Origin of the sequence: Bradyrhizobium sp. JR4.1 (assembly GCF_040548605.1) — a bacterium.
GTDB lineage: Bacteria > Pseudomonadota > Alphaproteobacteria > Rhizobiales > Xanthobacteraceae > Bradyrhizobium > Bradyrhizobium canariense.
In genome coordinates this window covers 1-23,510 of record NZ_JBEPRY010000012.1, presented here as the reverse complement: position 1 = coordinate 23,510, position 23,510 = coordinate 1, and the positions used below count along the sequence as shown (strand labels likewise).

Genomic DNA, 23,510 nt, shown 5'->3' with positions numbered 1-23,510 from the left:
CTCCATTGTGGCCGTTCTGCGCCCTGCAGCGATGTCCGCTACCGCGCCATTGTTGGCGAAGAAGCGGACATCACGCGCGCCGGAGCTGTGCGCTACGATCAAACCTTGACGCGGCCTCAGCCGCGCCTACTCCTCGTCTTCGTCGTCCTCGTCTTCGTCTTCGTCGAGCTCTTCCAGTCGATCGAGGACCGCGAGCGGCAGCGTCTCGCGAAACAGATCGCCTTCCGCGCCCATCCAGAGACAGATCACGTCGTCGCCCTTCACGTCCGCGACGGTGAGCGGCTGCCCGCCGGATTTCAGCATGACGATATCGCCGGCTTTTAGTTCCATGGATGGTCCTTTCGGGTTGATTGACGGAGAAGCTAGCAAACCGGCATGACATGCCGATCACGGGCTACTCGGTCAGTGGATGTGTTGCGGTAGCGCGCATCCGCCGGCCGTGCTGCTGAAACGTCGATCAGAGAGCTTTAGGCCGGAGCGATCCCATCACGAGAGGCAATGGCGCCTGTTCGATGGATGGCGCAAGGGCTCTTCCGTCCCGTGCGTCGCGACCATGACACCATGCGCCTGTTTTGCCCGACGGAGCAACCGATTTCGTCGGATCCGCAGTTCGCGTTTTCCGCAAGTCGTTGATTTTGCTGCGGCCGTCTACTGTGCATGGGGTTGTTTTCGATGTTTTTGTTTACGCACCCTGATTGCAGTCAGCCCGGCACCAGTTCTGTCAGCGAGCGGATGATGCGGTCGGGCTTGACGATCGAGCCTTCGGGCAGGCCGTCGCCATGCACGTCGATCCAGATCGAGTAGATGCCGAGACGCTGCGGCGTCACGACTTCCCATTCCAGATTGTCGCCGATCATCCAGGTATCCCCAGCGGTGACGCCAAGCGCGTCCATCGCGTGCAGATAGGCACGCTCCTCGGGCTTGCCGAAGCCGTGTTCGCCCTCGATCTGGATGTGGTGAAAGCGATGCGCCAGCTCGAACCGCTCGACCTTGGCGCGCTGGGTGTCGGCGGCGCCGTTGGTCACCAGCGCGAGCTTGATGCCGAGCGCCTTCAATTTGTCGATCGCATCATGCGCGCCGGGGAAGACGAACATCTCCTCCTCGCGATAGGCGGTGAAACGGTCGGCGAGACGAATGGCGAGGTCGTCGGGCAGGGCGCGATGACCGGCGGCCGCGAGCGCGGCAAAACCGCCCTTGACGGTGAGATGCCGGGCCTCGGCGAGCTTCATCCGCCAGGAGGCGTCCGCATTGGCCCAGAAGTTTTTCGCGAACGCCAGGACGGTGCTTGCGACCAGTTGCGGCGGTAGCGGCGCGAGCTCCTCCGCGAACTCCGCTGTGATCGTGTTCCAGGCGATCTCGGGCCGCGCATAGGCCGACAGAATGGTGTCGTCCATGTCGATCAGCATGGCGCGCGGCAGCGGCCTCATTGCGGGCTTCATCGTCGTCATGGCCACTTCACCTCCGGCGGCAGCGACGACAGGATCGAATCCACATTGCCGCCGGTCTTGAGACCGAAGATGGTGCCGCGGTCGTAGAGCAGGTTGAACTCGACATAGCGGCCGCGCCGGATCAATTGCTCCTCGCGATCCTGCGCGGTCCAGCTCGTCGCGAAATTGCGCCGCACGATGTCGGGATAGATCTTCAGGAAGGCGCGGCCGACATCCTGGGTGAAGGCGAGGTCGGCGTCCCAGTCGCCGCTGTCGTGCCAGTCGTAGAAGATGCCGCCGATGCCGCGCGCCTCTTTCCGGTGCGGCAGGTGGAAATACTCGTCGCACCACTTCTTGTACTTGTCGTAATCGGCGACGCCGTTCGGCTGCGTGCAGGCCTGTTTCATTGCGGCGTGGAAGGCGACGCTGTCGGCATCGTCCTGCGTGCGCCGGCGGTCGAGCACCGGCGTGAGATCGGCACCGCCGCCGAACCAGGCTTTCGTGGTGACGACGAAGCGCGTGTTCATGTGCACCGCCGGCACATGCGGATTGCGCAGATGTGCGATCAGCGAGATGCCGGAGGCCCAGAATTTCGGGTCGTCCGCCGCACCGGGAATCTGCGCGCGAAACTCGGGCGCGAATTCGCCGTGCACGGTCGAGCAATGCACACCGACCTTCTCGAACAGGCGGCCTGACATCATCGACATCACGCCGCCGCCGCCGGCCGCGCCGGTATGATCGGTGCGCTGCCACGGCGTGCGTTTGAAGCGGCCGGGCTCGCCCGAATAGAGGCTTTGCGGGGCATCGTCCTCCAGCCGCTCGAAGCTCGCGCAGATGTCGTCGCGCAGGGCTTCGAACCAGGCGCGTGCGCGGGTCTTGCGGTCTTCGATCGTAGAAACGTCCATATGCAAATCCCAACGAACGGGCTCGTAGGGTGGGCAAAGGCGCACTTGCGCCGTGCCCACCATCTATCACCGTTTATCTTGAATGGTGGGCGCGCTACGCTTTGCCCACCCTACGAATTTCACCCTTGCGGACCGTAATAGGTGCAGCTCTCGTTGCAACTGTCGCGGTGGATGCTGACGCGGGTGAGCTTGCCGATAGGGGCCAGCCGCTCCCAGACGAAGCGCGAGAGGTTTTCCAGCGTCGGTGTGCCCAGCGCCTCGATCTTGTTGAGGTACTTATGGTCAAGCGTCATGCGCACATCCTCGATGGCGCGCTGGACCAGGCCGAGATCGACCACCATGCCGGTCGCAGGGTCCGGCGTGCCGCGCAACGTCACCTCGGCGCGGAATGAGTGGCCGTGGATCTCTTCGCTATCAGCGCCGAATGTCGTTCCCGACAATGAGTGCGCCGCCTCGAAGCGAAACGATTTCGTCAATTCCCACATCTGTTCGAAAACCAATCCTATCTGATACCGAGCGATTTATGCGTCTGCACGCTGAGCCGCCATTGCGGATGATTCAGGCAATAGTCGATTGCGCCTGCGGTGTTTTGGGCGACTTCGGGCCCGTCCATCGGCTGCAGCGAGAAGCGTTCGAAGGCGAGGCCCGCGAAGGCCTCCGGCATGGCGAGCGGCTGCGGATAGACCAGCTTCAGCTCGTGGCCGCGCCGGATCACCAGATCGCTGCCGCCCTTCGGGCTGACGCAGATCCAGTCAAGCCCCTCGGGCGGGGCGATCGTGCCGTTGGTCTCGACGCCGATCTCGAAGCCGCGGGCATGGAGCGCGTCGACCAGCGCCGTATCGACCTGGAGCAGCGGCTCGCCGCCGGTGAGCACCACGTAACGGTTGTCGGTGGAGGCCGTCCATTGCGCGGCGATGGTGTCTGCGAGGTCCGCGGCCGAGGCATAGCGCCCGCCGAGCGTGCCGTCGGTGCCGACGAAATCGGTGTCGCAGAATTTGCAGGTCGCCTCGCCGCGGTCCGCCTCGCGCCCGCTCCAGAGATTGCAGCCGGCAAAACGGCAAAATACGGACGCGCGCCCGGCATGGGCGCCTTCGCCTTGCAGTGTCAGGAAGATTTCCTTGACCGCGTAACTCAACCGTCTCTCCTCAACATATCAAACTTGCGGGTTCCGGAGCTGCCGCAGCGCTTCGCCTGCGGCCATCGCCGCGGTCATGGCGACATTGAGCGACCGCAGCCCCGGGGCGATCGGGATCACCAGCCGCGCGTCGGCGGCCTCGACCACCGCCTCGGTGACGCCGGCGCTCTCGCGCCCGAATAGCAGGATGTCCGCCGTCTGGTAACGGAAATCGCGGTAGTCGGTCGCCCCCTTGGTGGTGAACAGCAGCAGGCGGGCGCCCTGCGCCGCGCGCCATTGCTCGAATTTTGACCAGGAGTCATGCCTGACGATGCTGACCTGATCGAGGTAATCCATTCCCGCCCGGCGGAAATGCCGGTCGGAGACGGGGAAGCCCGCCGGTTCGATGATGTGGGCGGCCACGCCCAGACAGGCGCAGAGCCTGAGAATCGTGCCGGTGTTCTGGGGGATGTCGGGTTGGAAAAGCGCTATCTGCATGGGCTGTGCATGGGCTGTCTCGGTTCGGTGCGGGCCGGAAATGTCTCAATAAAACATCGCTGGCCGGGGAATTCGTGCATTGCACGCTCCCGCGCCGATAGCGGGCTTGCGCTCGCCCGGCAAGGGTGCCAATAGAACGATTCTGGACTGCTGTTTTCGCCTTGTTTTGGTGGGGGCACGTGAAGTTCTGCCGCCGCGGGGGGCCGCGGGCGCCGGCAGGCTGTTCTGGGGACCTTGGGGGCTCCCGGAGCGGTTCCGCCGGCTGCATAAGAAGAAAGGGTTGGAATCGTGACGACAGCGTCTTCGGCGGACCATCCGACACGCCGTGATTTCTTATTCGTTGCAACGGGGGCAGCTGCAGCAGTAGGGGGCGCAGCCGCGCTCTGGCCCTTCATTTCCCAAATGAATCCTGATGCGTCGACCATCGCCGCCGGTGCGCCGATCGAGGTCGATCTCAGCCCGGTCGCCGAGGGGCAGGACATCAAGGTGTTCTGGCGCGGCAAGCCGATCTATATCAGCCACCGCACCAAGAAGCAGATCGACGAGGCGCGCGCCGTCAACGTGGCGAGCCTGCCCGATCCGCAGTCCGACGAGGCCCGGGTCAAGTCCGGCCATGACCAGTGGCTGGTCGTGATCGGCATCTGCACCCATCTCGGCTGCATCCCGATCGCCCATGAAGGCAATTACGACGGGTTCTTCTGCCCCTGCCATGGTTCGCAGTACGATTCGTCCGGCCGCATCCGCCAGGGGCCCGCGCCCGCGAACCTGCCGGTGCCGCCGTACCAGTTCGTTTCCGACACCAAAATCCAGATCGGCTGAGCTTCGGGCCCTCGTCCGAAGCTTCGCGCCGTCTCGTCGTACTATTTCCTCAGGATCGCATCATGAGCGGACCATCCGACTACCAGCCGAGCAATCCGGCCCTGCAATGGATCGAGCGACGTCTGCCGATCCTCGGCCTCATGCACTCTTCCTTCGTGGTCTATCCCACCCCGCGCAACCTGAACTATTGGTGGACCTTCGGCGCCATCCTCTCCTTCATGCTGGGGATCCAGATCCTGACCGGCGTGATCCTGGCGATGCACTACACGCCGCATGCCGACCTCGCCTTCAAGTCGGTCGAGTTGCTCGTCCGTGACGTCAATTACGGCTGGCTGCTGCGCAACATGCATGCCGTCGGCGCCTCGATGTTCTTCGTCGCCGTCTACGTCCACATGCTGCGTGGCCTTTATTACGGCTCCTACAAGGAGCCGCGCGAGGTGCTCTGGATCCTCGGCGTCATCATCTACCTTCTGATGATGGCGACGGGCTTCATGGGCTACGTGCTGCCGTGGGGCCAGATGAGCTTCTGGGGCGCCACCGTCATCACCAACCTGTTCTCCGCCATCCCCTATGTCGGCGAGAGCATCGTGACGCTCTTGTGGGGCGGCTATTCGGTCGGCAACCCGACGCTGAACCGCTTCTTCTCGCTGCACTATCTATTGCCGTTCCTGATCGCGGGCGTCGTCGTGCTCCACGTCTGGGCGCTGCATGTCTCCGGCCAGAACAACCCTGATGGCGTCGAGCCCAAGACGGAGAAGGACACGGTTCCGTTCACGCCGCATGCGACCATCAAGGACATGTTTGGCGTGTCCTGCTTCATGCTGCTCTACGCCTGGTTCATCTTCTACATGCCGAACTATCTCGGTGACGCCGACAATTACATTCCGGCGAACCCGGGCGTGACGCCGCCGCACATCGTGCCGGAATGGTATTACCTGCCCTTCTACGCGATCCTGCGCTCGATCCCGAACAAGCTCGCGGGCGTGATCGGGATGTTCTCGGCGATCATCATCCTGTGCTTCCTGCCCTGGCTTGATGCTGCCAAGACCAAATCGTCGAAGTACCGTCCGCTGGCCAAGCAGTTCTTCTGGATCTTCGTCGCGGTCTGCATCCTGCTCGGCTATCTCGGCGCGCAGCCGCCGGAAGGCATCTATGTGATCGCCGGCCGGGTCCTGACGTTCTGCTACTTCGCCTACTTCCTGATCGTGCTGCCGCTGCTCTCGCGCATCGAGAAGCCGCGGCCGGTGCCGAACTCGATCTCGGACGCCGTCCTGGCCAAAACCGGGAGCAGGTCGACGCCGATGGTGTCGAGCGCGATCGTGCTTGCGCTGGCGGGCGCGTTGTTTGCGGGCTCAGCCGATAGCGCGCGTGCCTCCGAAGGCAGCGACAAGCCGCCGGGCAACAAATGGTCGTTCGCCGGTCCGTTCGGCAAGTACGACCGCGGCGCATTGCAGCGCGGCTTGAAGGTCTACAAGGAAGTCTGCGCCAACTGCCACGGCCTGTCCTACGTCGCCTTCCGCAACCTCGCGGAAGCCGGCGGTCCCGGCTATTCGGTCGCGCAGGCTGCAGCCTTCGCCTCCGACTACAAGGTCAAGGACGGTCCGAACGACGCCGGCGATATGTTCGAGCGCCCGGGCCGGCCGGCGGATTATTTCCCCTCGCCATTCCCGAACGAGCAGGCCGCGCGTGCGGCGAATGGTGGCGCGGCGCCGCCGGATCTGTCGCTGATCACCAAGGCGCGCTCCTACGGCCGCGGCTTCCCCTGGTTCATTGTCGACTTCTTCACCCAATATCAGGAGCAGGGCCCGGACTACGTCTCGGCGGTGCTCCAGGGCTTTGAGGACAAGGCGCCCGAGGGTGTGACGATCCCGGAGGGGTCCTACTACAACAAGTACTTCCCGGGCCACGCCATCAAGATGCCGAAGCCGCTCAGCGACGGCCAGGTGACCTATGACGACGGCTCGCCGACCACGGTCGCGCAATACGCTAAGGACGTCACCACGTTCCTGATGTGGAGCGCCGAACCGCACATGGAAGCGCGCAAGCGCCTCGGTTTCCAGGTCTTCATCTTCCTGATCATCTTCGCCGGCCTGATGTACTTCACCAAGAAGAAGGTCTGGGCCGACTCGCACTGAGCGGCCTGAGGCGAGAATGAAGAGGCCCCCGCAAGGGGGCTTTTTTGTTGGGCACGAGAGTGTGTTGTCAGGCGCGATTGCCTATCGCCCGCTCAAACGCCAAAATGCCGCCAACCGCTCCCCAAAAACTCGTCGGAGGACATCATGGGAACCGCCATCACCTTCAAGCGCCCGGACGGCAAGGACGCATCGGGCTATCTCGCCAATGCCGCGCGCGGCAATGCGCCGGGCGTGGTGGTCATCCAAGAATGGTGGGGCCTGTCGGACCAGATCAAGGGCCTGTGCGACCGCTTCGCGCTGGCCGGGTTCGATGCGCTCGCGCCCGATCTCTACAGGGGCAAGGTGGTGCCGTATCACGACACGGACGCGGCCGGCAAAGAGATGAACTCGCTCGATTTCATGGACGCCACCACGCAGACGGTGCGCGGCGCCACGCAATATCTGTCGCGCAACGGCGCCAAGGTGGGCCTGACCGGCTTCTGCCTCGGCGGCGCCGTCACCATCATCGGCGCGGTGCATGTGCCGGAGCTCGCCGCCGGCGTGGTGTTCTACGGCATCCCGCCAGAGCAGGCGGCCAAGCCCGCCGACGTCAAGATCCCGCTCCAGGCCCATTTCGCCAACAAGGACGATTGGTGCACGCCGGAACTGGTCAATGGCTTCGAAAAGGCCATGAAGGCCGCCGGCAAGTCGCTGGAGCTGTTCCGCTATGACGCCGAGCACGCCTTCGTCAACGAGCAGCGCCAGGCCGTGCACGACCGCGAAGCCGCCGAGCTGGCCTGGGGCCGGGCGACGGAGTTTTTCCGCAAGCATCTGGGGTAGGTTGGGCGCCAATCGCGCTACAATTTCGGTGTCGTCCCGGCGAAGGCCGGGACCCATAACCACAACACTTTGTGGTCGGGGCGAGCTGCCACTGCGAGTCTTCGCCAAACTCAATTTTGTGGCTATGGGTCCCGGCCTTCGCCGGGACGACGGTGGAGATTGGTGTCGTCCCTCACGGACGACTAGCAGCCGGCCCAGCCACCCTTGACGCCGTCCCCGCGCCATGGTGAGTATCCGCCCATGAGCACCGCCGTCCGCCCATCCCGTCTTTGGTGGCGCACCTCCTAAGAGGTGGCCGGTGCGATTTATTCTCCCAAAATCGTCTGAGGTCGCCCACGCAGTGCGGCGGCCTGATCGTTTGTCCTGTGTGGCGTTCCCTCGACAAGTTTCGTAAGAGGACCCCATGAACAGGACCGTCTTTGCCCTTCCGGCTCGAAGCGACTATGTGACCCGCGCGGGGCTTGCGATCACGCGCGTGGCGGAACAGTTTTCCGGCGGCGCCAACCGGCTCGACGATCTCGTCAACCTGCTCGACCGTCGCCGCGGCGTGGTGCTGTCGTCGGGGACGACCGTGCCCGGCCGCTACGAAAGCTTTGACCTCGGCTTCTCCGATCCGCCGCTCAAGCTCGAGACCACTGGCGTCAATTTCAAGCTGGAAGCGCTGAATGCGCGCGGAGAGGTGCTGATCGCCTTCCTCGCCGACGTCTTGCGCGAACCCTGCGTCGTGATCTCCGAGACGACGCCCACGCGCCTTGCCGGTCATATCATCCGCGGCGAAGCCCCGATCGACGAAGACCAGCGCACGCGGCGCGCCAGCGTGATGTCGCTGGTGCGCGATCTCGTCGCCGCGTTCTCCGCCAACGACGACGGCGTGCTCGGCCTGTTCGGCGCCTTTGCCTACGACCTCGTGTTCCAGATCGAGGACCTCGTGCAGAAGCGCGCGCGCGAGGCCGACCAACGCGACATCGTGCTCTACGTCCCCGACCGGCTGCTCGCCTATGACCGCGCCACCGGCCGCGGCGTCGTGCTCACTTACGATTTCGCGTGGAAGGGCAAGTCCACCGCGGGCCTGCCCCACGAGACCGCCGAGAGCCCCTACCTCAAGACACCGCGCCAGGGTTTTGCCGATCACGCGCCCGGCGAATATCAGGCTACGGTCGAGACCGCGCGCGCTGCCTTTGCGCGTGGCGATCTGTTCGAGGCGGTGCCGGGGCAACTCTTTGCCGAGCCCTGCGACCGCTCGCCGGCAGAAGTGTTCCAGCGGCTCTGCGTCATCAACCCGTCGCCTTACGGCGCGCTGATGAATCTCGGCGAGGGCGAATTTCTCGTCTCGGCCTCACCGGAAATGTTCGTGCGCTCGGACGGACGCCGGGTCGAGACCTGCCCGATCTCGGGGACGATCGCGCGCGGTACCGATGCGATCGGCGATGCCGAGCAGATCCGCCAGCTCCTGAACTCCGAGAAGGACGAGTTCGAGCTCAACATGTGCACCGACGTCGACCGCAACGACAAGGCGCGCGTCTGCGTCCCCGGCACGATCAAGGTGCTGGCACGCCGGCAGATCGAGACCTATTCAAAACTCTTCCACACGGTCGACCATGTCGAAGGCATGCTGCGTCCCGGCTTCGATGCGCTCGATGCGTTCCTCACCCATGCCTGGGCCGTCACCGTCACCGGCGCGCCAAAGCTCTGGGCGATGCAGTTCGTCGAGGATCACGAGCGCTCGCCGCGCCGCTGGTATGCCGGCGCGATCGGGGCGGTGAATTTCGACGGCAGCATCAACACCGGCCTCACCATCCGCACCATCCGGATGAAGGAAGGCCTCGCGGAAGTGCGTGTCGGTGCCACCTGTTTGTTCGACTCAGATCCCGCCGCCGAGGACCGCGAATGCCAGGTCAAGGCCGCGGCCCTGTTCCAGGCGCTGCGCGGCGATCCGCCGAAGCCGCTGTCGGCCTTCGCGCCCGATGCCACCGGAAGCGGCAAGCGGGTACTGCTGATCGACCATGACGACAGCTTTGTGCATATGCTGGCCGATTACTTCCGCCAGGTCGGCGCCGACGTCACCGTGGTCCGCCATGTGCATGCGCTCGACATGCTCAAGCAGAAGCGGTGGGATTTGCTGGTGCTGTCGCCCGGCCCCGGCAGGCCCGAGGATTTCGGGATCAAGAAGACCATCGACGCAGCGCTGGAGAACAAGCTGCCGGTGTTCGGGGTCTGCCTCGGCGTCCAGGCGATCGGCGAGTATTTCGGCGGCGAGCTCGGGCAGCTCACGCATCCCGCCCACGGCCGGCCCTCGCGGGTGCAGGTGCGCGGCGGGCGGCTGATGCGCAATCTGCCGAACGAGATCGTGATCGGCCGCTATCACTCGCTTTATGTCGAGCGTGACAGCATGCCGGAGGTGCTATCCGTCACCGCCAGCACCGAGGACGGCGTCGCCATGGCGCTCGAGCACAAGACCCTGCCGGTCGCCGGCGTGCAATTCCATCCGGAATCGCTGATGTCGCTGAGCGGCGAGGTGGGCTTACGAATTGTCGAGAACGCGTTCCGCCTGGATGCGCGCGCTGATTGAGAGGCACCATGACTTTTGACCACGATCTGAAGGCGAGCGTCCGCACCATCCCGGACTACCCGAAACCCGGGATCTTATTCCGCGACATCACCACGCTGCTCGCGGATGCGCGTGCGTTCCGCCGCGCGGTCGACGAACTCGTCAATCCCTGGGCTGGCAACAAGATCGACAAGGTCGCCGGCATGGAAGCGCGCGGCTTCATCATAGGCGGCGCCGTGGCGCACCAGGTTTCGGCCGGCTTCGTGCCGATCCGGAAAAAAGGCAAGCTGCCGCACACCACCGTGCGGATCGCTTACTCTCTCGAATACGGCATCGACGAGATGGAGATGCATGTCGACGCCATCCAGCCCGGCGAGCGCGTGATCCTGGTCGACGACCTCATCGCCACCGGCGGCACTGCGGAAGGCGCGGTGAAATTGCTGCGCCAGATCGGCGCCAATGTGGTCGCCGCCTGCTTCATCATCGACCTGCCGGACCTCGGCGGCGCCGCCAAGCTGCGCGCGATGGACGTGCCGGTGCGCACGCTGATGACGTTCGAGGGGCACTGAGCCAGGACGCCGAGGAGTATCGCCCGGGTAAATTATCGCCTAGGACCGTTGCAGGATCAGGCTGAGCTCCAGCTCGCGGAAAGCGAGATAGTTCCGCCGGGTCCACTGGTGCAGCTCGGTCGAGGCATCCTTCTCCTGGCGCAGATAGCCGGTGAAGGAGAAGTTCAGCCGGCCGATATAGGTCTTGAGAAAGCCGGGCAGCGCAGGCAGGCGGAATACCCGTCCGGCAGCCATCGCCGCCGGCAGCTCGCCGCGTATGATGTGCTCGTTGTCCACCGTGATCAGGTTAATCCGCGGGATCTGTTCGCGCAGCATCTCGTGGGCGCGGGCCGAGACGCGGTCGGTGTCGGCGACGAACAGGATCATCGGCGCGACGTGGCGGCGCGCCGCCTCTTTCAACAGGCCGATCTCCTCGGTCATCTTGAAGAACTCGTCAAAGGCGTGGAAGCCGAGGTCGATCACCTTGGCAACCCCGTCATCGACGATGACGCGATCCATCAGCTGCATCTTGCCGTAGGTGTCGATCACGTCGGCGGTCTCCGTGATCGTTGGCAGATAGTCGAGCAGCGACGGCTCCTTCAGGTTGACGTCGAAGGCCACGACGTTGCCGTTCTTGAGCAGCAAAAATTCGCTCAAAAGCCGCGCCAGCAGGGTCTTGCCGACCTGCGGGCGGGGCGAGCAAATGATGTAGAGGGGCGTCGCGGGCATCGATAGCTATATCAGTCGAACTCGGCGACCAATCCAGCCGTATCCGCCCGGCTTGCGCAACTATTTTTCGCTGTTGCGGGTCGTGGGCTTGGAGCCGACAATGTCGGTCAGCCGGATCCGGTCGAATTCGCTCCAGACGTTCGCCAGCCAATGCCGGACATAGCCGCGCAGCACGAACGAATAGTTCGCGGCCTCGTCGTTGATACCCTTGTTGGCGACGAATTTCAGGAACGGAACGGAAGACACCTCGACCTGCTCATAGGCCATTTCGTTGAGCTTGGGGATGGTTAGCTCGGTCGCATCCTTGATGCGGTGGAAGTAGGAATTATAGGTCGCCTGGTCCCACTGGAAGAACTGGGTGTCGTTGATGAAGTTCTTCACCAGGAAGTATTTGGCGCCGGTCATGAAGCCCGCGGTCTCGGCGATTTCGTCCAGAGAGGCGATCGAGGGTCCGAGGATGTGGAACACGGCAAAGGTGATCTGGCCGGCCTTGGCGGCATCGAGGAAACCGATGTCGCGCAAGGAGGCGAGCGCCGGCGAGAGCAGGCCGGCGCGGACGTCGATCACGGTGACCGACGGGCTCGTGGCGTTGAGCGTATCGAAGATCTTCATCTGATCCGACGTCGTCGTCATGTCGACGATCTCGGTGATGTCGGGATGGAAGCGCTTCAGGGTTCCGCGCGGTGACTCTGTGTCGAAGGCGCGCGTCGGCACGTTGTTGGCGGAAAAATAATCGAGCAGGGTGCGCGATACCGTGGTCTTGCCGACCCCGCCCTTGTCCGCGCCCACCACAACCACTGCCGGCTTTGCCATTGCTGTCCCCTAACGCGCGCCCCCGATCGCGAGGTCGCAATCGGACGGGCCCCAAATCGATGTCGCAAAGATGTCCCAAGTCTGCTGTTGGGCGCGAACATGGCAGAAACAAGGGAGAATTCAATTCCGCAGGCCCCAGTTACGGCAATTCCCGAGGTTTTTCCCAATCGCGATCAATCCTTCCGCGCATGGCGTCAAATCGCGCTCAATGGCGGCCCCAAGGACCCATAGGATTTCCCAAGGGATTGCTTACCCGATTGCCTATTGGGTTGCTGCTGGCGGTTCCGGGTGCGGGCACGGGCGGCGGACTGGCCGTGCCGCCTGCGTCGTTCCAGGGACCCTGGCGCAGCGGCGGTGGGGTGTTCTGGCGGTCGGCTTGCGTGTCTGGCTCCTCGCCCTCGTCGGCGGGAGGCGGCAGCGGGCCAGGATCACGGCCGCCGGCGAACTTGACCAGCGCGTCCACCCGGGACTGCACCGAGGGGTGGGTCGCGAATAAATCGGCGAAGCCCTCGCGCGGATTGTCGACGCAGAGCTCCATCACCGCCGAGGTTGCGCCCGGCAGCTCGCCGCGGTTCTCGATCTTGCGCAGGGCCGAGATCATGGCGTCCGGGTTTTTCGTCAGCTCAACGGAGCCCGCGTCCGCGAGATATTCCCGCGAGCGCGATAGCGCGAGCTTCACCACCTGCGACAACAGCCAGGCTACCACGATCAGCACGACCGCGATGATGATCACGATCACCGCGCCGCCGCCCGAACTCTTGCTGTCGCTCGACGACGAGGACGATCGTGAGGACGAGGAGGAGCCCGACGACCACGAGCCGCCAGAGCCGGAGCTCCAGCTGAAATTCGTGAACAGGCGGAAGAAGAGTTCGCCGAAGAACCCGACCACACCCGCGATGATGACGGCGACCACCATGAGCTGCACGTCGCCGTTCTGGATATGGGTCAGCTCGTGACCCAGCACCGCCTCGATCTCCTTGTCGTTCAACGCATTGAGGAGACCGGTGGTGACGGTGATCGAATATTGCCGCGGGTTGAGGCCGGTCGCGAACGCGTTCAGCGCCGGGCTCTTCATGATCTTCAGCTTCGGCATCGTGATGCCGCGCGAGATGCAGAGATTTTCGAGCAGATTATAGAGCCGCGGCTCTTCCTGCCGGGTGACGTCGTGGCCGCCGGTCACCGCATCGATCATCGATTGGTGGAAGAAATAGGCGATCACGATCCAGGCCGCTGCCACGACGGTCGCAACCGGAGCGGCCACTTTCAGGTCATAGAAGGCACGGCTCAGATAATAGACGACGGTCTCGTCGCCATTGATGACGACTTCAGCGATCAGCGCGCCGGCATAGACCAGCACATAGACCAGCGCGAACAGGCCGGCGAGCAGCAGCATCGAACGAAACTTGTTCGAGGCGATGTGCGTGTAGAGACCATACGCGGCCATGACGCGATGCCCTGCCGGCCTATCAGCTCAACTCAGAACTTCACCTGCGGCGTGGCTTCGACCTCGGAGCGGCTGGCACCAAGATCGAAGAAGTCCTTTTTGGTGAAGCCGAACATGCCGGCGAACAAGGCGGCCGGCATCTGCTGGATACCGGTGTTGTATTCCTGGACCGCGCTGTTGAAGAAGCGGCGACTGGCCGCGATCTTGTTCTCGAGGTCGGACAGCTCGCTGGCGAGCTGCTGGAAATTGGCGTTGGCCTTGAGGTCGGGATAGGCCTCCGACAGCGCGATCAGCCGGCCGAGCGCGCCCGAGAGCTGGTTCTCGGCCGCGGACACCTGCGCTGGTCCCTGCGCCGACATCGCCGAATTGCGCGCCTTGATGACGTCGTCGAGCGTGCCGCGCTCGTGAGAGGCATAGCCCTTCACCGTCTCGACCAGGTTCGGGATCAGGTCGTGACGCTGCTTGAGCTGCACGTCGATGTCGGCAAAGGCCTGGCCGACGCGCTGGCTCAGCGCCACCAGCCGGTTGTAGGCGGCGAAGGCAAAGAACACGAGGACGACGATAACGCCGAGGACGATCCAGCCGGTCGACATTGAGAACTCCTGAAGGGGGAAGAAGGCGGGCGCTAGGGTAGACCAAATTGGCCCCGAGCGAGAGCCCGGCGCAGAGGAGAGGTAGGATTTGGTCGGATGAGGAACTATCCGAGTTCAAGGCGAAAGCGGGTAACGAGGTTAATTTTCGGACAGGACCGGCGTCTCAGTACTTCGTATCGAGCCTGGGTATGCCCGTGGCTTCGGCCAATCGCGCTGCGACCCTGCCTGCTTCCTGAATAGTTGCTTCCTTGACCGGAATGTCGTGCCGCCTTCCGCTGAGCAGCTCGACATAAACGCCATACGAGGCATGCCCGTCGCTCTCGTATTCGATACGACCGAGCGTGCGGAGTTGGTCGAGCGGGCAATCCACGATCGTCTTGCCCCATCGCCCAAACAAACGACGAAGGATCGTCAGCCGCCTTGCGCGAAGATCGATGTGAACGATCGTTCGCTGGGACGCGACGGAGAAGAACATGCACGCCAGCAATAGCCATAGGATGACGCCGCCTCCGACTACAGTCGCGCCTGAACTGGCTGCAACAACGGCAATGCCGAGAAGGCCCGCTGGAATCATCCAAATTATTGTCGAGCGCTTCCGCTCGAATACCAAGACTGCTGAGCTATCTCTGGCCATGAGGGACTTCTACCTCAATTTGTGGCTGTGCCCCAGCGCCACCGCCTTGCGTCCGCATAGGCGGCCTTGTCCCGCCGGGGGACCTTGGCGAGTTCGACACCGTCCTCCGTGCAGAGCTTTGCAGCGATCTCGGCCTTGCCGACATCCGGCGGCGCCAGCACGCGCGCGGCGCGGGCTGCGGGCGGCGTGCGGGTCAGCGCCACATAGATGAACCGCTCGTCCTCGAACGGCACCTCGGCGCCCTTGATCTGGCGGTGAGCCTGCGAGCGCGGCAAGCGCTGGGAGAAATGGCACCAATCGGGCGCCGTCAGCGGACACGGCTTTTCGTGCGGGCAGGGTGCGGCGACATAGGCGCCCGCCGCGATCAGTTGCTGGCGCAAAGCGAGGATGCGGGCGTAGCCGGCGGGCGTGCCAGGCTCGATCACGACCAGCGCGCGGCGCGCTTTCGCCCACATCGTTTCCGCGAGCTTGCGTTGATCGCGCTCACTGAGCTCGCCGATGACATAACTCGCGACCAGGAGATCGGCTGGCGAGACCTCGGCGAGGTTCGCGCCGGCATCGCCCGGCAGATAGCGGCAATCCGCCAGACGCGTGCTGTCGCGCGCCAGTTCGAGCGCGAGACGGCTGAGCGTGGCGTTGGCGTCGAGCAGGGTGAAATCCTGCAGCGAGGAGAACGCCTCCGCCGCGGCCCAGCTCGCGGTGCCCGGACCTGCGCCGACGTCGAGCAGCGTTTCCGGAGCGAGGTCGGGTACGATCTCGGTCAGCGCATTCAGACTGGCCGCCACCGCCGCGTAGGTCGCCGGCATGCGCGCGAGCGCATAGGCGAGCGCGTCGGCATCCGACTTGATCGTGCCGGAGCCGCCGCCTGTGCGGTAGGTGGTCGAGATTCTCTGCGATCGCTGCGCTGCGTCGGTGCGCGAGAACCCCTGGAGCTTGCCGTCGAGGGCGGCCTTTAGCTCAGCGGGAAGCGTGGGCGAGATCATCTTAATTCGCCGTCATTCCGGGGCGCGCGTAGCGCGAATCCGGAATCTTGAAATGGTGGCGCGAGATTCCGGGTTCGATGCTGCGCATCGCCCCGGAATGACGGCCAAAAAATCACGCCACGTTCTGGTCGAGAATGTCCACCGCCTCTTGCAGGTTCACCGACACCAGCTGCGAGACGCCGCGTTCGGCCATGGTGACGCCGAACAGGCGGTTCATCCGCGCCATCGTGATCGGGTTGTGCGTGATGATGATGAAGCGCGTGTCGGTCGAGGCGGTCATCTCGTGCAACAGGTTGCAATAGCGCTCGACGTTGTGGTCGTCGAGCGGCGCGTCGACTTCGTCCAGCACGCAGATCGGCGAAGGGTTGGTGAGGAACACCGCGAAGATCAGCGCCATCGCGGTCAGCGCCTGCTCACCGCCGGAGAGCAGCGACAGCGTCTGTGGCTTCTTGCCCGGCGGCTTGGCGATGATTTCGAGGCCCGCTTCGAGAGGATCATCGCTCTCGATCAAATGCAGCGCGGCTTCGCCGCCACCGAACAGCTCGACGAACAGGCGCTTGAAGTGGTTGTTGACGACCTCGAACGACGTCAGCAGCCGCTCGCGCGCCTCCTTGTTGAGGCTCTGGATACCCTGGCGCAGCCGCTTGATGGCCTCGACGAGATCGTCGCGCTCGGTGACCAGACCGTTGTGCTGGGTCTCGACCTCGCGCAGCTCTTCCTCGGCGCGCAAATTGACCGCACCCAGGCGCTCGCGATCGCGGCGCATTTTTTCGAGGTCTTCCTCGATGTCGTGCAGCGGCGGCAACTCCGTGCCGGGTTCGATCTCGGCGAGGCCGGCAACGGCCTGCGGTTCGACTTCCAGCATGTCGCGGATTTCGCGCTCGATGTCCTCGAGCCGGCGACGCGCACCTTCCATGCGCTCCTCGGCGCGGGCGGTGGCCTCGCGGGAGCTTGAGAGTGCCTCGAGCGTCAGCTTCGCGACGCGATCGGTTTCGGCCATCGCGGTTTCCGCGCTGGCGAGCGCATCGGCGGCCATGCGGCGGTCGTTTTCGGCATATTCGATCTCGGTGATCAGCGCGCTGCGCTTCTCCGCGAACACGGCCGGTGCGTTCTCGAGATCGCTGCGCTCGATCGAGACTTCGGCGATGCGCGCCTGGATGGTGTCGATGTGGGAGGTCGCGCTCTCCTTTCGGTTCTGCCACTCGGTGCGTTCGGCGAGGATCGCCTGCACGCGGCGGTCGGCCAGCTCGGCTTCGCGCGCCAACGCCTGTGCCTCGGCGCGGACCTGGGCGGCCATGCGGCGATGGCCTTCGATGTCGCTGCGGACGGCGGCGAGACGGGTTTCGGTGTCCTCGCTCGACGGCAGCTCGGAGATCCCGGCTTCGGCGTATTCGTAGGCGGCTTCGGCCTCGGCGCGGTCGGCTGCCAGACGGCTGTGCGCTTCCGACAGCGTCGCCTTGCGCGCGGCGTGGCGGCTGATCTCGCGCTCGACCGTGGCATGGCGCTCGCGCGCGACGTTGAGCTCGCGCTGTGCGGCGCGCCAGGCTTCGCGGCTCGCACCTTCGGTGCTGGCGGCCATCTGCAGCTCGGCCTCGGCGTTCTCCAGCGCCTGACGCTTGATCTGCGCGTCGATGCGGGCCTGCTCCAGTTCGTTCTCGATGTCGATGAGGCGGGCGCGCTCGGCGAGCCGCCGTGCTGCGCCGGTCGGCGCGTGGGCGGCTGCGACAAAGCCATCCCAGCGCCAGACGTCGCCTTCGGGCGAGACCAGCCGCTGGCCGGTCTTGAGCTGCGAGACCAGTTCGGCGCCGCGCTCGCGCGGCACCACGCCGATCTGCGCCAGGCGGCGGGTCAGCTCGGCCGGGGCTTGCACGTGGCTGGCGAGCGGCACGACGCCTTCGGGCAGTTCCGGATCGCCGTCGGTGACGCCGGCATTGGTCCAGCGCATCGGCGCGGACGGATCGACCGGGGCGTCGAGATCGTCGCCGAGGGCTGCGCCGATCGCCTTTTCGAATCCCTTGTCGACGGTGATGCCGTCGATGATCGGCGGCCACAGATTCTTGGTCTCGCCGTTGAGGATCTTGGAGATCGTGCGCGCCTCGGTATCGAGCCGCTGCACGCGCTTGTCGGCTTCGACGAGCGGCGAGCGCGAGGATTCCAGCGTCTGCCGCGCGGCGACATGCGCGGCTTCGCTGGCCTGAGCCGCGGCTTCCGAGGCCGCCAGCGTTTGCTCGGCGTTCTCGACGGTCGCGGTCAGCTCGTCGAGATCGCCGAAGCCGCCGGTCGCCTCGGTGAGCTTCTGCTCTTCCGCCGCGACGTTCGAAATCTCCTGATCGAGCCGGGCGAGCTTGTCGCGGTGGGTGCGAACGTTGGCTTCGAGCTGATTGCGCTTGGCGGTGAGGTCGGCGAGCGCGGTGGTGAGCTCGGCGAACTGCTGCTCGGTTTCGGTCAACACCGCCTCGGCTTCGGCGACACGCTCGTCGACGCCGGAGCGCTTCTCGACGCGCGACTTGATCTCTTCCTTCAGCTCGGCATCTTCGGCGTCGAGGCGCTGCAGCGCGACGTCGGCGTCCATGGTCTGCTGCTGGGCACGCGAGATATCGCCTTCGAACTGTGCGAGGCGCCGCTCGAGCTCCGCGACGCGCTCCTTGGCGCGCTCTTCCTCGCGATCGAGCAGCTCGCGGGCGTTGGTGAGGCGCTGCAGCCCGGCTGCCGCGCGCGCTTCCGCATCGCGCAGCGCCGGCATTTCGGCGGCGCGGATCGCCTGGATGCGGGCGGCCTCGGCCTGGTGCTGGGTCCGCTCGGCCATCTCGCGGACCGCGAGATCGTGGGTGTGGCCGGATTCGTTGACGTCGGCATGGGCGCCGATCCAGCGCAGGTGGAACAGGGTTGCTTCGGCCTTGCGGACCTTGGCCGCAACTTCGCGATAGCGCACGGCCTGGCGGGCCTGCTTCTTGAGGCCTTCCATTTGCCCCGCCAGCTGGCCGATCACGTCCTCGACGCGGGTGAGGTTGGTTTCGGCCGCCTTGAGCCGCAGCTCGGCTTCGTGGCGGCGGGCGTGCAGGCCGGCGACGCCGGCGGCGTCTTCCAGCACGCGGCGGCGTTGCTCGGGCTTGGCCTGAATGATCTCGCCGATCTTGCCCTGGTGGACCAGGGCTGGCGAGCGCGCGCCGGTGGCGGCGTCGGCGAACAGAATCTGCACGTCGCGGGCGCGCACGTCGCGGCCGTTGATGCGGTAGACCGAACCTGCCTCGCGCTCGATACGGCGGGAAATTTCCAGAAGCTGGCTGTCGTTCATCGCCGCCGGCGCGGTGCGATCGGAATTGTCGATCGTCATCGTCACTTCGGCGTGGTTGCGCGCTGGACGATTGCCGGAGCCGGCGAAGATCACCGCGTCCATGTCGGCGGCGCGCAACGACTTGTAGGAGGTCTCGCCCATCGCCCAGCGCAGCGCCTCGACGAGATTCGACTTGCCGCAGCCGTTGGGGCCGACCACGCCGGTCAGGCCGGGCTCGATGACGAAGTCGGTGGCCTCAACAAAGGACTTGAAGCCGTGAAGGCGCAGGCGGGTGATTTTCATAAGCACGCATCTCTGTTGGCAGGCGCGAATCCCCCTGCCGGGACAATACCATGGAAGGCAATGTCGCTATCCGGGCGAGTCGCGCGAGGCGCCTCATGCGGCTGGACAATGGCCGCGGTGCGCTGCGAGGGCAACCGGCGAAAGCCGCTTTTCCCAAGGGATTTATGCCGGGAAAGATACGGCTATCGAGATGCGAATCAGGGATTGTGCCGTGCGAATCAGCTCTTCAGCAGCGGATTGATCTTCTTGGCGAATTCCTCGAACGAGGTCTCGCCCTTGATCTTCTCGCCGTTGATGAAGAACGTCGGCGTCGAATCGACCTTCAGAACGTCGCTGGCATATTTCTGGTCGGCGGCGATCTTGTCGAGCAGCGCCTGGTCCTTCAGACAGGCCTCGACCTGCTGCTGGGTGAGGCCGGCTTGCTTGCCGATCCGCGTCAGGGTCTCCGTGGTGTTCTTCGCCACCCAGTCGTTCTGCTGGCGGAACAGCATGTCAGTGACCGCAAAGTATTTCGGTGCGTCGCCATTGGCGATGCAGCGTGACAGCATCGAGCCGGCGGCGGCTTTGATGTCGAGCGGGAACTCGCGGAAGATGTAACGGACCTTGCCGGCGTCGATGTATTCCGACTTGATCTTGGGAAACACCTGCTCATTGAAAGCCGCGCAATGCGGGCAGGTCATCGAGGCGTATTCGGTGATGGTGACCGCGGCGTCCTTCGGGCCCAGCGCCATGTCGGGCAGTGACACCGGCTTGGCGACGTCGCCAGCGGCCTGCGCGATAGCTTCCGAGATGAACCGCAGCGGCGAGAACCCGGCGAGCGCGGCAAGCCCGGTCAGCGACAGCATCGAGGTGAAGGCGCGGCGGGTGATGATCAAGGTCGGCTCCCGGATTGGCGTGGTCTCGCCCGAAATTCCCATTCAGACGGCCTGTCGCTAGCTTGAAACGTCGTTTGAGGCAATGGCGAGCGGCAAGGACAGGTCCAGTTTGGCCGCCGAATAAGGCTCAATTTCGCTTGATAGCGGCCCCCAGGCGCGCCAGCGCCGACTTCAATTGTTCATCTTCGATGTCGCCCAGGCGCTCAGCCACCTCGGCCACCGATTTGGCGTCCGGCGGGGCGGGCCGGGTTGGCCGCCGGGCGCGCGACAGTGGAGCCTGGCGGAAGGCCAGCTTGCCGACCGCGCTCCAGCCGAAGAAGCGGTTGACCCGCTGCAGGATCACATCGGCGGAGTGCTGGATCTCCAGCGCCATCGGCCCCTCGACCCGCAGCACCAGCGTGGCCGGCTCCTGCGGCTGACCCTCGACCGGCCGCGGCCATTGCATCTTGAGCGGCTCGGCATGGGCCGCGATCTCCGGTCCGGCAATCTGCGCCCACCGCGTCACCAGCTCGCGCGCGGCAAAACCCTGCTTGGCATAGGCCTCGGCGAAGACGTCGTTGAGCAGGAGCGACAGCGGCTTGGCGCTGATAGGACCGGGTTTGATGGGGCGAAGCTTGGACATGGGACCTTATAGCACTCCGGCGCGTCGGCCACAGGCTCTTCGCCGCGAAGAAAAACGTGGACGCCCGCGACCAGCGTGGGCACGACGTGGAGAGATCGGTGCATTGCCGTTACAGTGCGAACATGAGCCCCAAATCCGCCCTCAGGGCGAAATCGGAACCAGTTCCGCCGCAGACCTCGTCGCGCCCGCTCGCGCTGCTCGATTGGTACGACCGCCACCGCCGCCGCTTACCCTGGCGCGCTGCGCCCGGCGAGGCATCTGACCCTTACCGCGTCTGGCTGTCCGAGATCATGCTGCAGCAGACCACGGTGAAGGCGGTCGGGCCCTATTTCGAAAAATTCGTCGCGCGCTGGCCTGATGTCACCGCGCTCGGACGGGCCTCGCAGGACGACGTGCTGCGGATGTGGGCCGGGCTCGGCTATTATTCTCGCGCCCGTAATCTCCATGCCTGCGCGGTCGCGGTGATGCGCGAGCATGGCGGCACCTTTCCCGACACCGAACTGGGCCTGCGCGCGCTGCCGGGCATCGGGCCCTATACGGCGGCAGCGATCGCGGCGATCGCGTTCGACCGCCGCACCATGCCGGTCGACGGCAATATCGAGCGCGTGGTCTCGCGGCTCTTTGCTGTTGAAGAAGAACTTCCGCAGGCCAAACCGCGGATCCAGCACTTGGCTGCGACGCTGCTCGCCGACTCCCGCGCCGGTGATAGCGCGCAGGCGCTGATGGATCTGGGTGCCTCGATCTGCACGCCGAAAAAGCCAGCCTGCTCGCTATGCCCACTCAACGAGGACTGCACGGCGCGCACGCTGGGAACGCAGGATACGTTTCCGCGCAAGGCGCCGAAGAAGAGCGGCGCGCTACGGCGCGGCGCCGCTTTCGTTGTCACGCGCGGCGACGAGCTTCTCGTCCGCAGCCGTCCCGAAAAGGGTCTGCTCGGCGGCATGACCGAGGTACCGGGATCGGATTGGCTGGCCGAGCAGGACGATGCCAAGGCAAAACAGCAGGCGCCCGAGCTGAAGGGGCTGTCGCGCTGGCAACGCAAGGTCGGCGTGGTCACCCACGTCTTCACGCATTTCCCGCTGGAACTGGTGGTCTACACGGCCAAGGTGGAAGCGCGCACGCGGGCACCGGCAGGCATGCGCTGGGTGCCGATCGCCACGCTCCCCGACGAAGCATTGCCCAACGTCATGCGTAAGGTGATTGCGCATGGATTGGACCCCTAGCAGCCCATCCTGCTGACAACATGCTGGCAGCAGCCCTGCGTTAGCTGTGATCGGCAACGGAGGCTCGCATGATCAAGACCGCGCTCGACAACTTTCCCAGGCCGCCTTGTGCCGAGCTATTGGGGTGGCGTCTGCTCGATGCCCGTCCCGGGGAAGGCTGGATCAAGCTCGCGTTTGACGGCAAGCCGGAGTTCTGCAATCCGGCCGGCTTCATCCAGGGCGGCATGCTCTCGGCCATGCTCGACGACACGATGGGCCCCGCCGTGCTGGTGATGAGCGAAGGCCGGCTCTACACCACCACCATCAGCATGACCGTGAATTTCCTGGCGCCCGCAAAGCCCGGACCGATCATCGGTGAGGCCAAGGTGACGCAGCTCGGCAAGACGATTGCGTTCGTCGAGGCAAAGCTGATGGCGGAAGGAACAGTGCTGGCGACGGCAAGCGCGAGCGAGCGGCTGCTCGAAGCGGCGAGGGTGGTGGGCAAATAGTCTAGCCGCGTAGGCGCTACCCCTTCTCCCCTTGCGGGCCTGTTGCGCTATTGGCTTTTGAGGCTGAAGACGTCGAGAGAGAAGGTCTGGGTCGCGACAGGCTCCGGCCAAGACTGTGATTGTCGCCCTCGGCGGGCGGCTCAGGCCGCGATCGCGGCCCATTTCCTCATGTTGAATGCGATGGAGGCGAGCAGGATTTGTCCGCTTGCCTTCATGAGACCGACGTAACGGATGTAGGTCAGCCGCATCCGGCGTTTGAGGGTAGCGAAGGTGGTCTCCACCGTCGCCCGTCGTCGAGAGATGAGTAGGTTGTAGCGTTTGAGCCTCGGTGGCAACTCTGGGTGATGGCGGTTGGGACGCCGGGCGATGCGGGGCTTTTTGCCTTCCGCCTTCAGCCGGGCTCGTCTGGCATGGGTATCGTAAGCCGCATCGGCCCACACCACGGTTTCATCGCCACGGATCAACTCATCAGCCGGCGTGGTGTCGTTGACATTGGCGGGCGTCGTCAGCACCGCGCGGATCAAGCCGGATCCTTCATCAACACCCACATGGGCCTTGTAACCGAAGGTCGAACCGCTCTTGCCCTGCCGCTTGGCAAAACGGGCGTCGGGATCGTTTGAGGGACGATCCTCCTTGGGAGGAGCCGACACCGCCTGGATCAAGGTTGCGTCCAGCATCGTGCCGCGCTTGAGGATGACGCCGGCATTCTCAAGCTG

At 64.8% G+C, this 23,510-nt stretch carries 23 protein-coding genes; 7 read left to right on the top strand and 16 right to left on the bottom strand.

The features are described 5' to 3' along the window. Positions 1-126 precede the first annotated feature (126 nt). The 6 genes from ABIB90_RS22680 to ABIB90_RS22655 form a co-directional block, all read right to left on the bottom strand. On the bottom strand, positions 127-330 hold the full coding sequence (locus ABIB90_RS22680) for a YodC family protein (RefSeq protein ID WP_354169721.1): 204 nt from the start codon (positions 328-330) through the stop codon (positions 127-129). Between the two features lie 371 nt (positions 331-701). Next, positions 702-1,448 (bottom strand): HAD family hydrolase, encoded by a 747-nt coding sequence (locus ABIB90_RS22675; protein ID WP_354169723.1) that lies wholly within the window; start codon positions 1,446-1,448, stop codon positions 702-704. Next, positions 1,445-2,332 (bottom strand): oxygen-dependent coproporphyrinogen oxidase, encoded by an 888-nt coding sequence (hemF, locus tag ABIB90_RS22670; RefSeq protein WP_354169725.1) that lies wholly within the window; start codon positions 2,330-2,332, stop codon positions 1,445-1,447. The genes ABIB90_RS22675 and hemF overlap by 4 nt, the downstream gene beginning before the upstream one ends. 119 nt (positions 2,333-2,451) lie before the next feature. After that, entirely contained in the window at positions 2,452-2,817 is a 366-nt protein-coding gene (locus ABIB90_RS22665; protein WP_354169752.1) for a 6-pyruvoyl trahydropterin synthase family protein, read from the bottom strand. A gap of 17 nt (positions 2,818-2,834) precedes the next feature. Then, on the bottom strand, positions 2,835-3,467 hold the full coding sequence (gene queE / locus ABIB90_RS22660; RefSeq protein WP_354169727.1) for a 7-carboxy-7-deazaguanine synthase: 633 nt from the start codon (positions 3,465-3,467) through the stop codon (positions 2,835-2,837). A gap of 18 nt (positions 3,468-3,485) precedes the next feature. Continuing rightward, on the bottom strand, positions 3,486-3,944 hold the full coding sequence (locus ABIB90_RS22655) for a tRNA (cytidine(34)-2'-O)-methyltransferase (protein ID WP_007595044.1): 459 nt from the start codon (positions 3,942-3,944) through the stop codon (positions 3,486-3,488). 288 nt (positions 3,945-4,232) lie between these two features. On the opposite strand from ABIB90_RS22655, the gene petA reads away from it, so the two are divergent. The 5 genes from petA to ABIB90_RS22630 all read left to right on the top strand — a co-directional run bounded on the left by petA (position 4,233) and on the right by ABIB90_RS22630 (position 10,834). Next, positions 4,233-4,763: a ubiquinol-cytochrome c reductase iron-sulfur subunit gene (gene petA / locus ABIB90_RS22650; RefSeq protein ID WP_007595042.1), complete on the top strand. Its 531-nt coding sequence runs from the start codon at positions 4,233-4,235 to the stop codon at positions 4,761-4,763. Positions 4,764-4,825: 62 nt separating this feature from the next. After that, positions 4,826-6,898, top strand: a complete 2,073-nt coding sequence (gene fbcH / locus ABIB90_RS22645; RefSeq protein ID WP_354201410.1) for a cytochrome b/c1 — start codon at positions 4,826-4,828, stop codon at positions 6,896-6,898. A 144-nt stretch (positions 6,899-7,042) separates the two neighbouring features. After that, positions 7,043-7,717, top strand: coding sequence for a dienelactone hydrolase family protein (locus ABIB90_RS22640; RefSeq protein ID WP_007595039.1), 675 nt, complete (start codon positions 7,043-7,045; stop codon positions 7,715-7,717). 403 nt (positions 7,718-8,120) lie between these two features. Continuing rightward, entirely contained in the window at positions 8,121-10,286 is a 2,166-nt protein-coding gene (locus ABIB90_RS22635) for an anthranilate synthase component I (protein WP_354169732.1), read from the top strand. 8 nt (positions 10,287-10,294) lie between these two features. Continuing rightward, a complete protein-coding gene (locus ABIB90_RS22630) occupies positions 10,295-10,834 on the top strand; it encodes an adenine phosphoribosyltransferase (RefSeq protein WP_007595035.1) in 540 nt (179 codons plus the stop codon). A 39-nt stretch (positions 10,835-10,873) separates the two neighbouring features. Here ABIB90_RS22630 and ABIB90_RS22625 read toward each other — a convergent pair whose 3' ends face one another. From ABIB90_RS22625 to ABIB90_RS22585, 9 genes are all read right to left on the bottom strand, one after another. Continuing rightward, complete coding sequence (locus ABIB90_RS22625) at positions 10,874-11,542, bottom strand: hypothetical protein (protein WP_007595033.1); 669 nt, start codon at positions 11,540-11,542, stop codon at positions 10,874-10,876. A gap of 60 nt (positions 11,543-11,602) precedes the next feature. Continuing rightward, on the bottom strand, positions 11,603-12,355 hold the full coding sequence (locus ABIB90_RS22620) for a P-loop NTPase family protein (protein WP_007595031.1): 753 nt from the start codon (positions 12,353-12,355) through the stop codon (positions 11,603-11,605). Positions 12,356-12,560: 205 nt separating this feature from the next. After that, positions 12,561-13,799: a M48 family metallopeptidase gene (locus tag ABIB90_RS22615; RefSeq protein ID WP_354169735.1), complete on the bottom strand. Its 1,239-nt coding sequence runs from the start codon at positions 13,797-13,799 to the stop codon at positions 12,561-12,563. Positions 13,800-13,831: 32 nt separating this feature from the next. Next, positions 13,832-14,392 carry a LemA family protein gene (locus ABIB90_RS22610; RefSeq protein WP_354169737.1) on the bottom strand — a complete coding sequence of 187 codons (561 nt, stop codon included), beginning with the start codon at positions 14,390-14,392 and terminating at the stop codon, positions 13,832-13,834. A 163-nt stretch (positions 14,393-14,555) separates the two neighbouring features. Next, positions 14,556-15,026 carry a hypothetical protein gene (locus ABIB90_RS22605; protein WP_354169739.1) on the bottom strand — a complete coding sequence of 157 codons (471 nt, stop codon included), beginning with the start codon at positions 15,024-15,026 and terminating at the stop codon, positions 14,556-14,558. A gap of 14 nt (positions 15,027-15,040) precedes the next feature. Next, positions 15,041-16,009: a small ribosomal subunit Rsm22 family protein gene (locus tag ABIB90_RS22600; RefSeq protein WP_354169741.1), complete on the bottom strand. Its 969-nt coding sequence runs from the start codon at positions 16,007-16,009 to the stop codon at positions 15,041-15,043. Between the two features lie 112 nt (positions 16,010-16,121). Beyond that, on the bottom strand, positions 16,122-19,586 hold the full coding sequence (gene smc, locus ABIB90_RS22595; protein ID WP_007595021.1) for a chromosome segregation protein SMC: 3,465 nt from the start codon (positions 19,584-19,586) through the stop codon (positions 16,122-16,124). Positions 19,587-19,804: 218 nt separating this feature from the next. Beyond that, the gene (locus tag ABIB90_RS22590) at positions 19,805-20,461 is read right to left on the bottom strand and encodes a DsbA family protein (protein WP_354169754.1); all 657 of its coding nucleotides are present in this window, start codon (positions 20,459-20,461) and stop codon (positions 19,805-19,807) included. Positions 20,462-20,588: 127 nt separating this feature from the next. Then, on the bottom strand, positions 20,589-21,083 hold the full coding sequence (locus ABIB90_RS22585) for a DUF721 domain-containing protein (RefSeq protein ID WP_007595017.1): 495 nt from the start codon (positions 21,081-21,083) through the stop codon (positions 20,589-20,591). Between the two features lie 122 nt (positions 21,084-21,205). On the opposite strand from ABIB90_RS22585, the gene mutY reads away from it, so the two are divergent. Both mutY and ABIB90_RS22575 read left to right on the top strand, forming a co-directional pair. After that, a complete protein-coding gene (gene mutY, locus ABIB90_RS22580; protein WP_035993278.1) occupies positions 21,206-22,306 on the top strand; it encodes an A/G-specific adenine glycosylase in 1,101 nt (366 codons plus the stop codon). A gap of 68 nt (positions 22,307-22,374) precedes the next feature. Continuing rightward, on the top strand, positions 22,375-22,794 hold the full coding sequence (locus tag ABIB90_RS22575) for a PaaI family thioesterase (protein ID WP_354169745.1): 420 nt from the start codon (positions 22,375-22,377) through the stop codon (positions 22,792-22,794). Between the two features lie 140 nt (positions 22,795-22,934). Here the strand turns inward: ABIB90_RS22575 and ABIB90_RS22570 are convergent. Further along, on the bottom strand, positions 22,935-23,510 hold a 576-nt coding region (locus ABIB90_RS22570), incomplete at its 5' end, for an IS5 family transposase (RefSeq protein WP_354201409.1).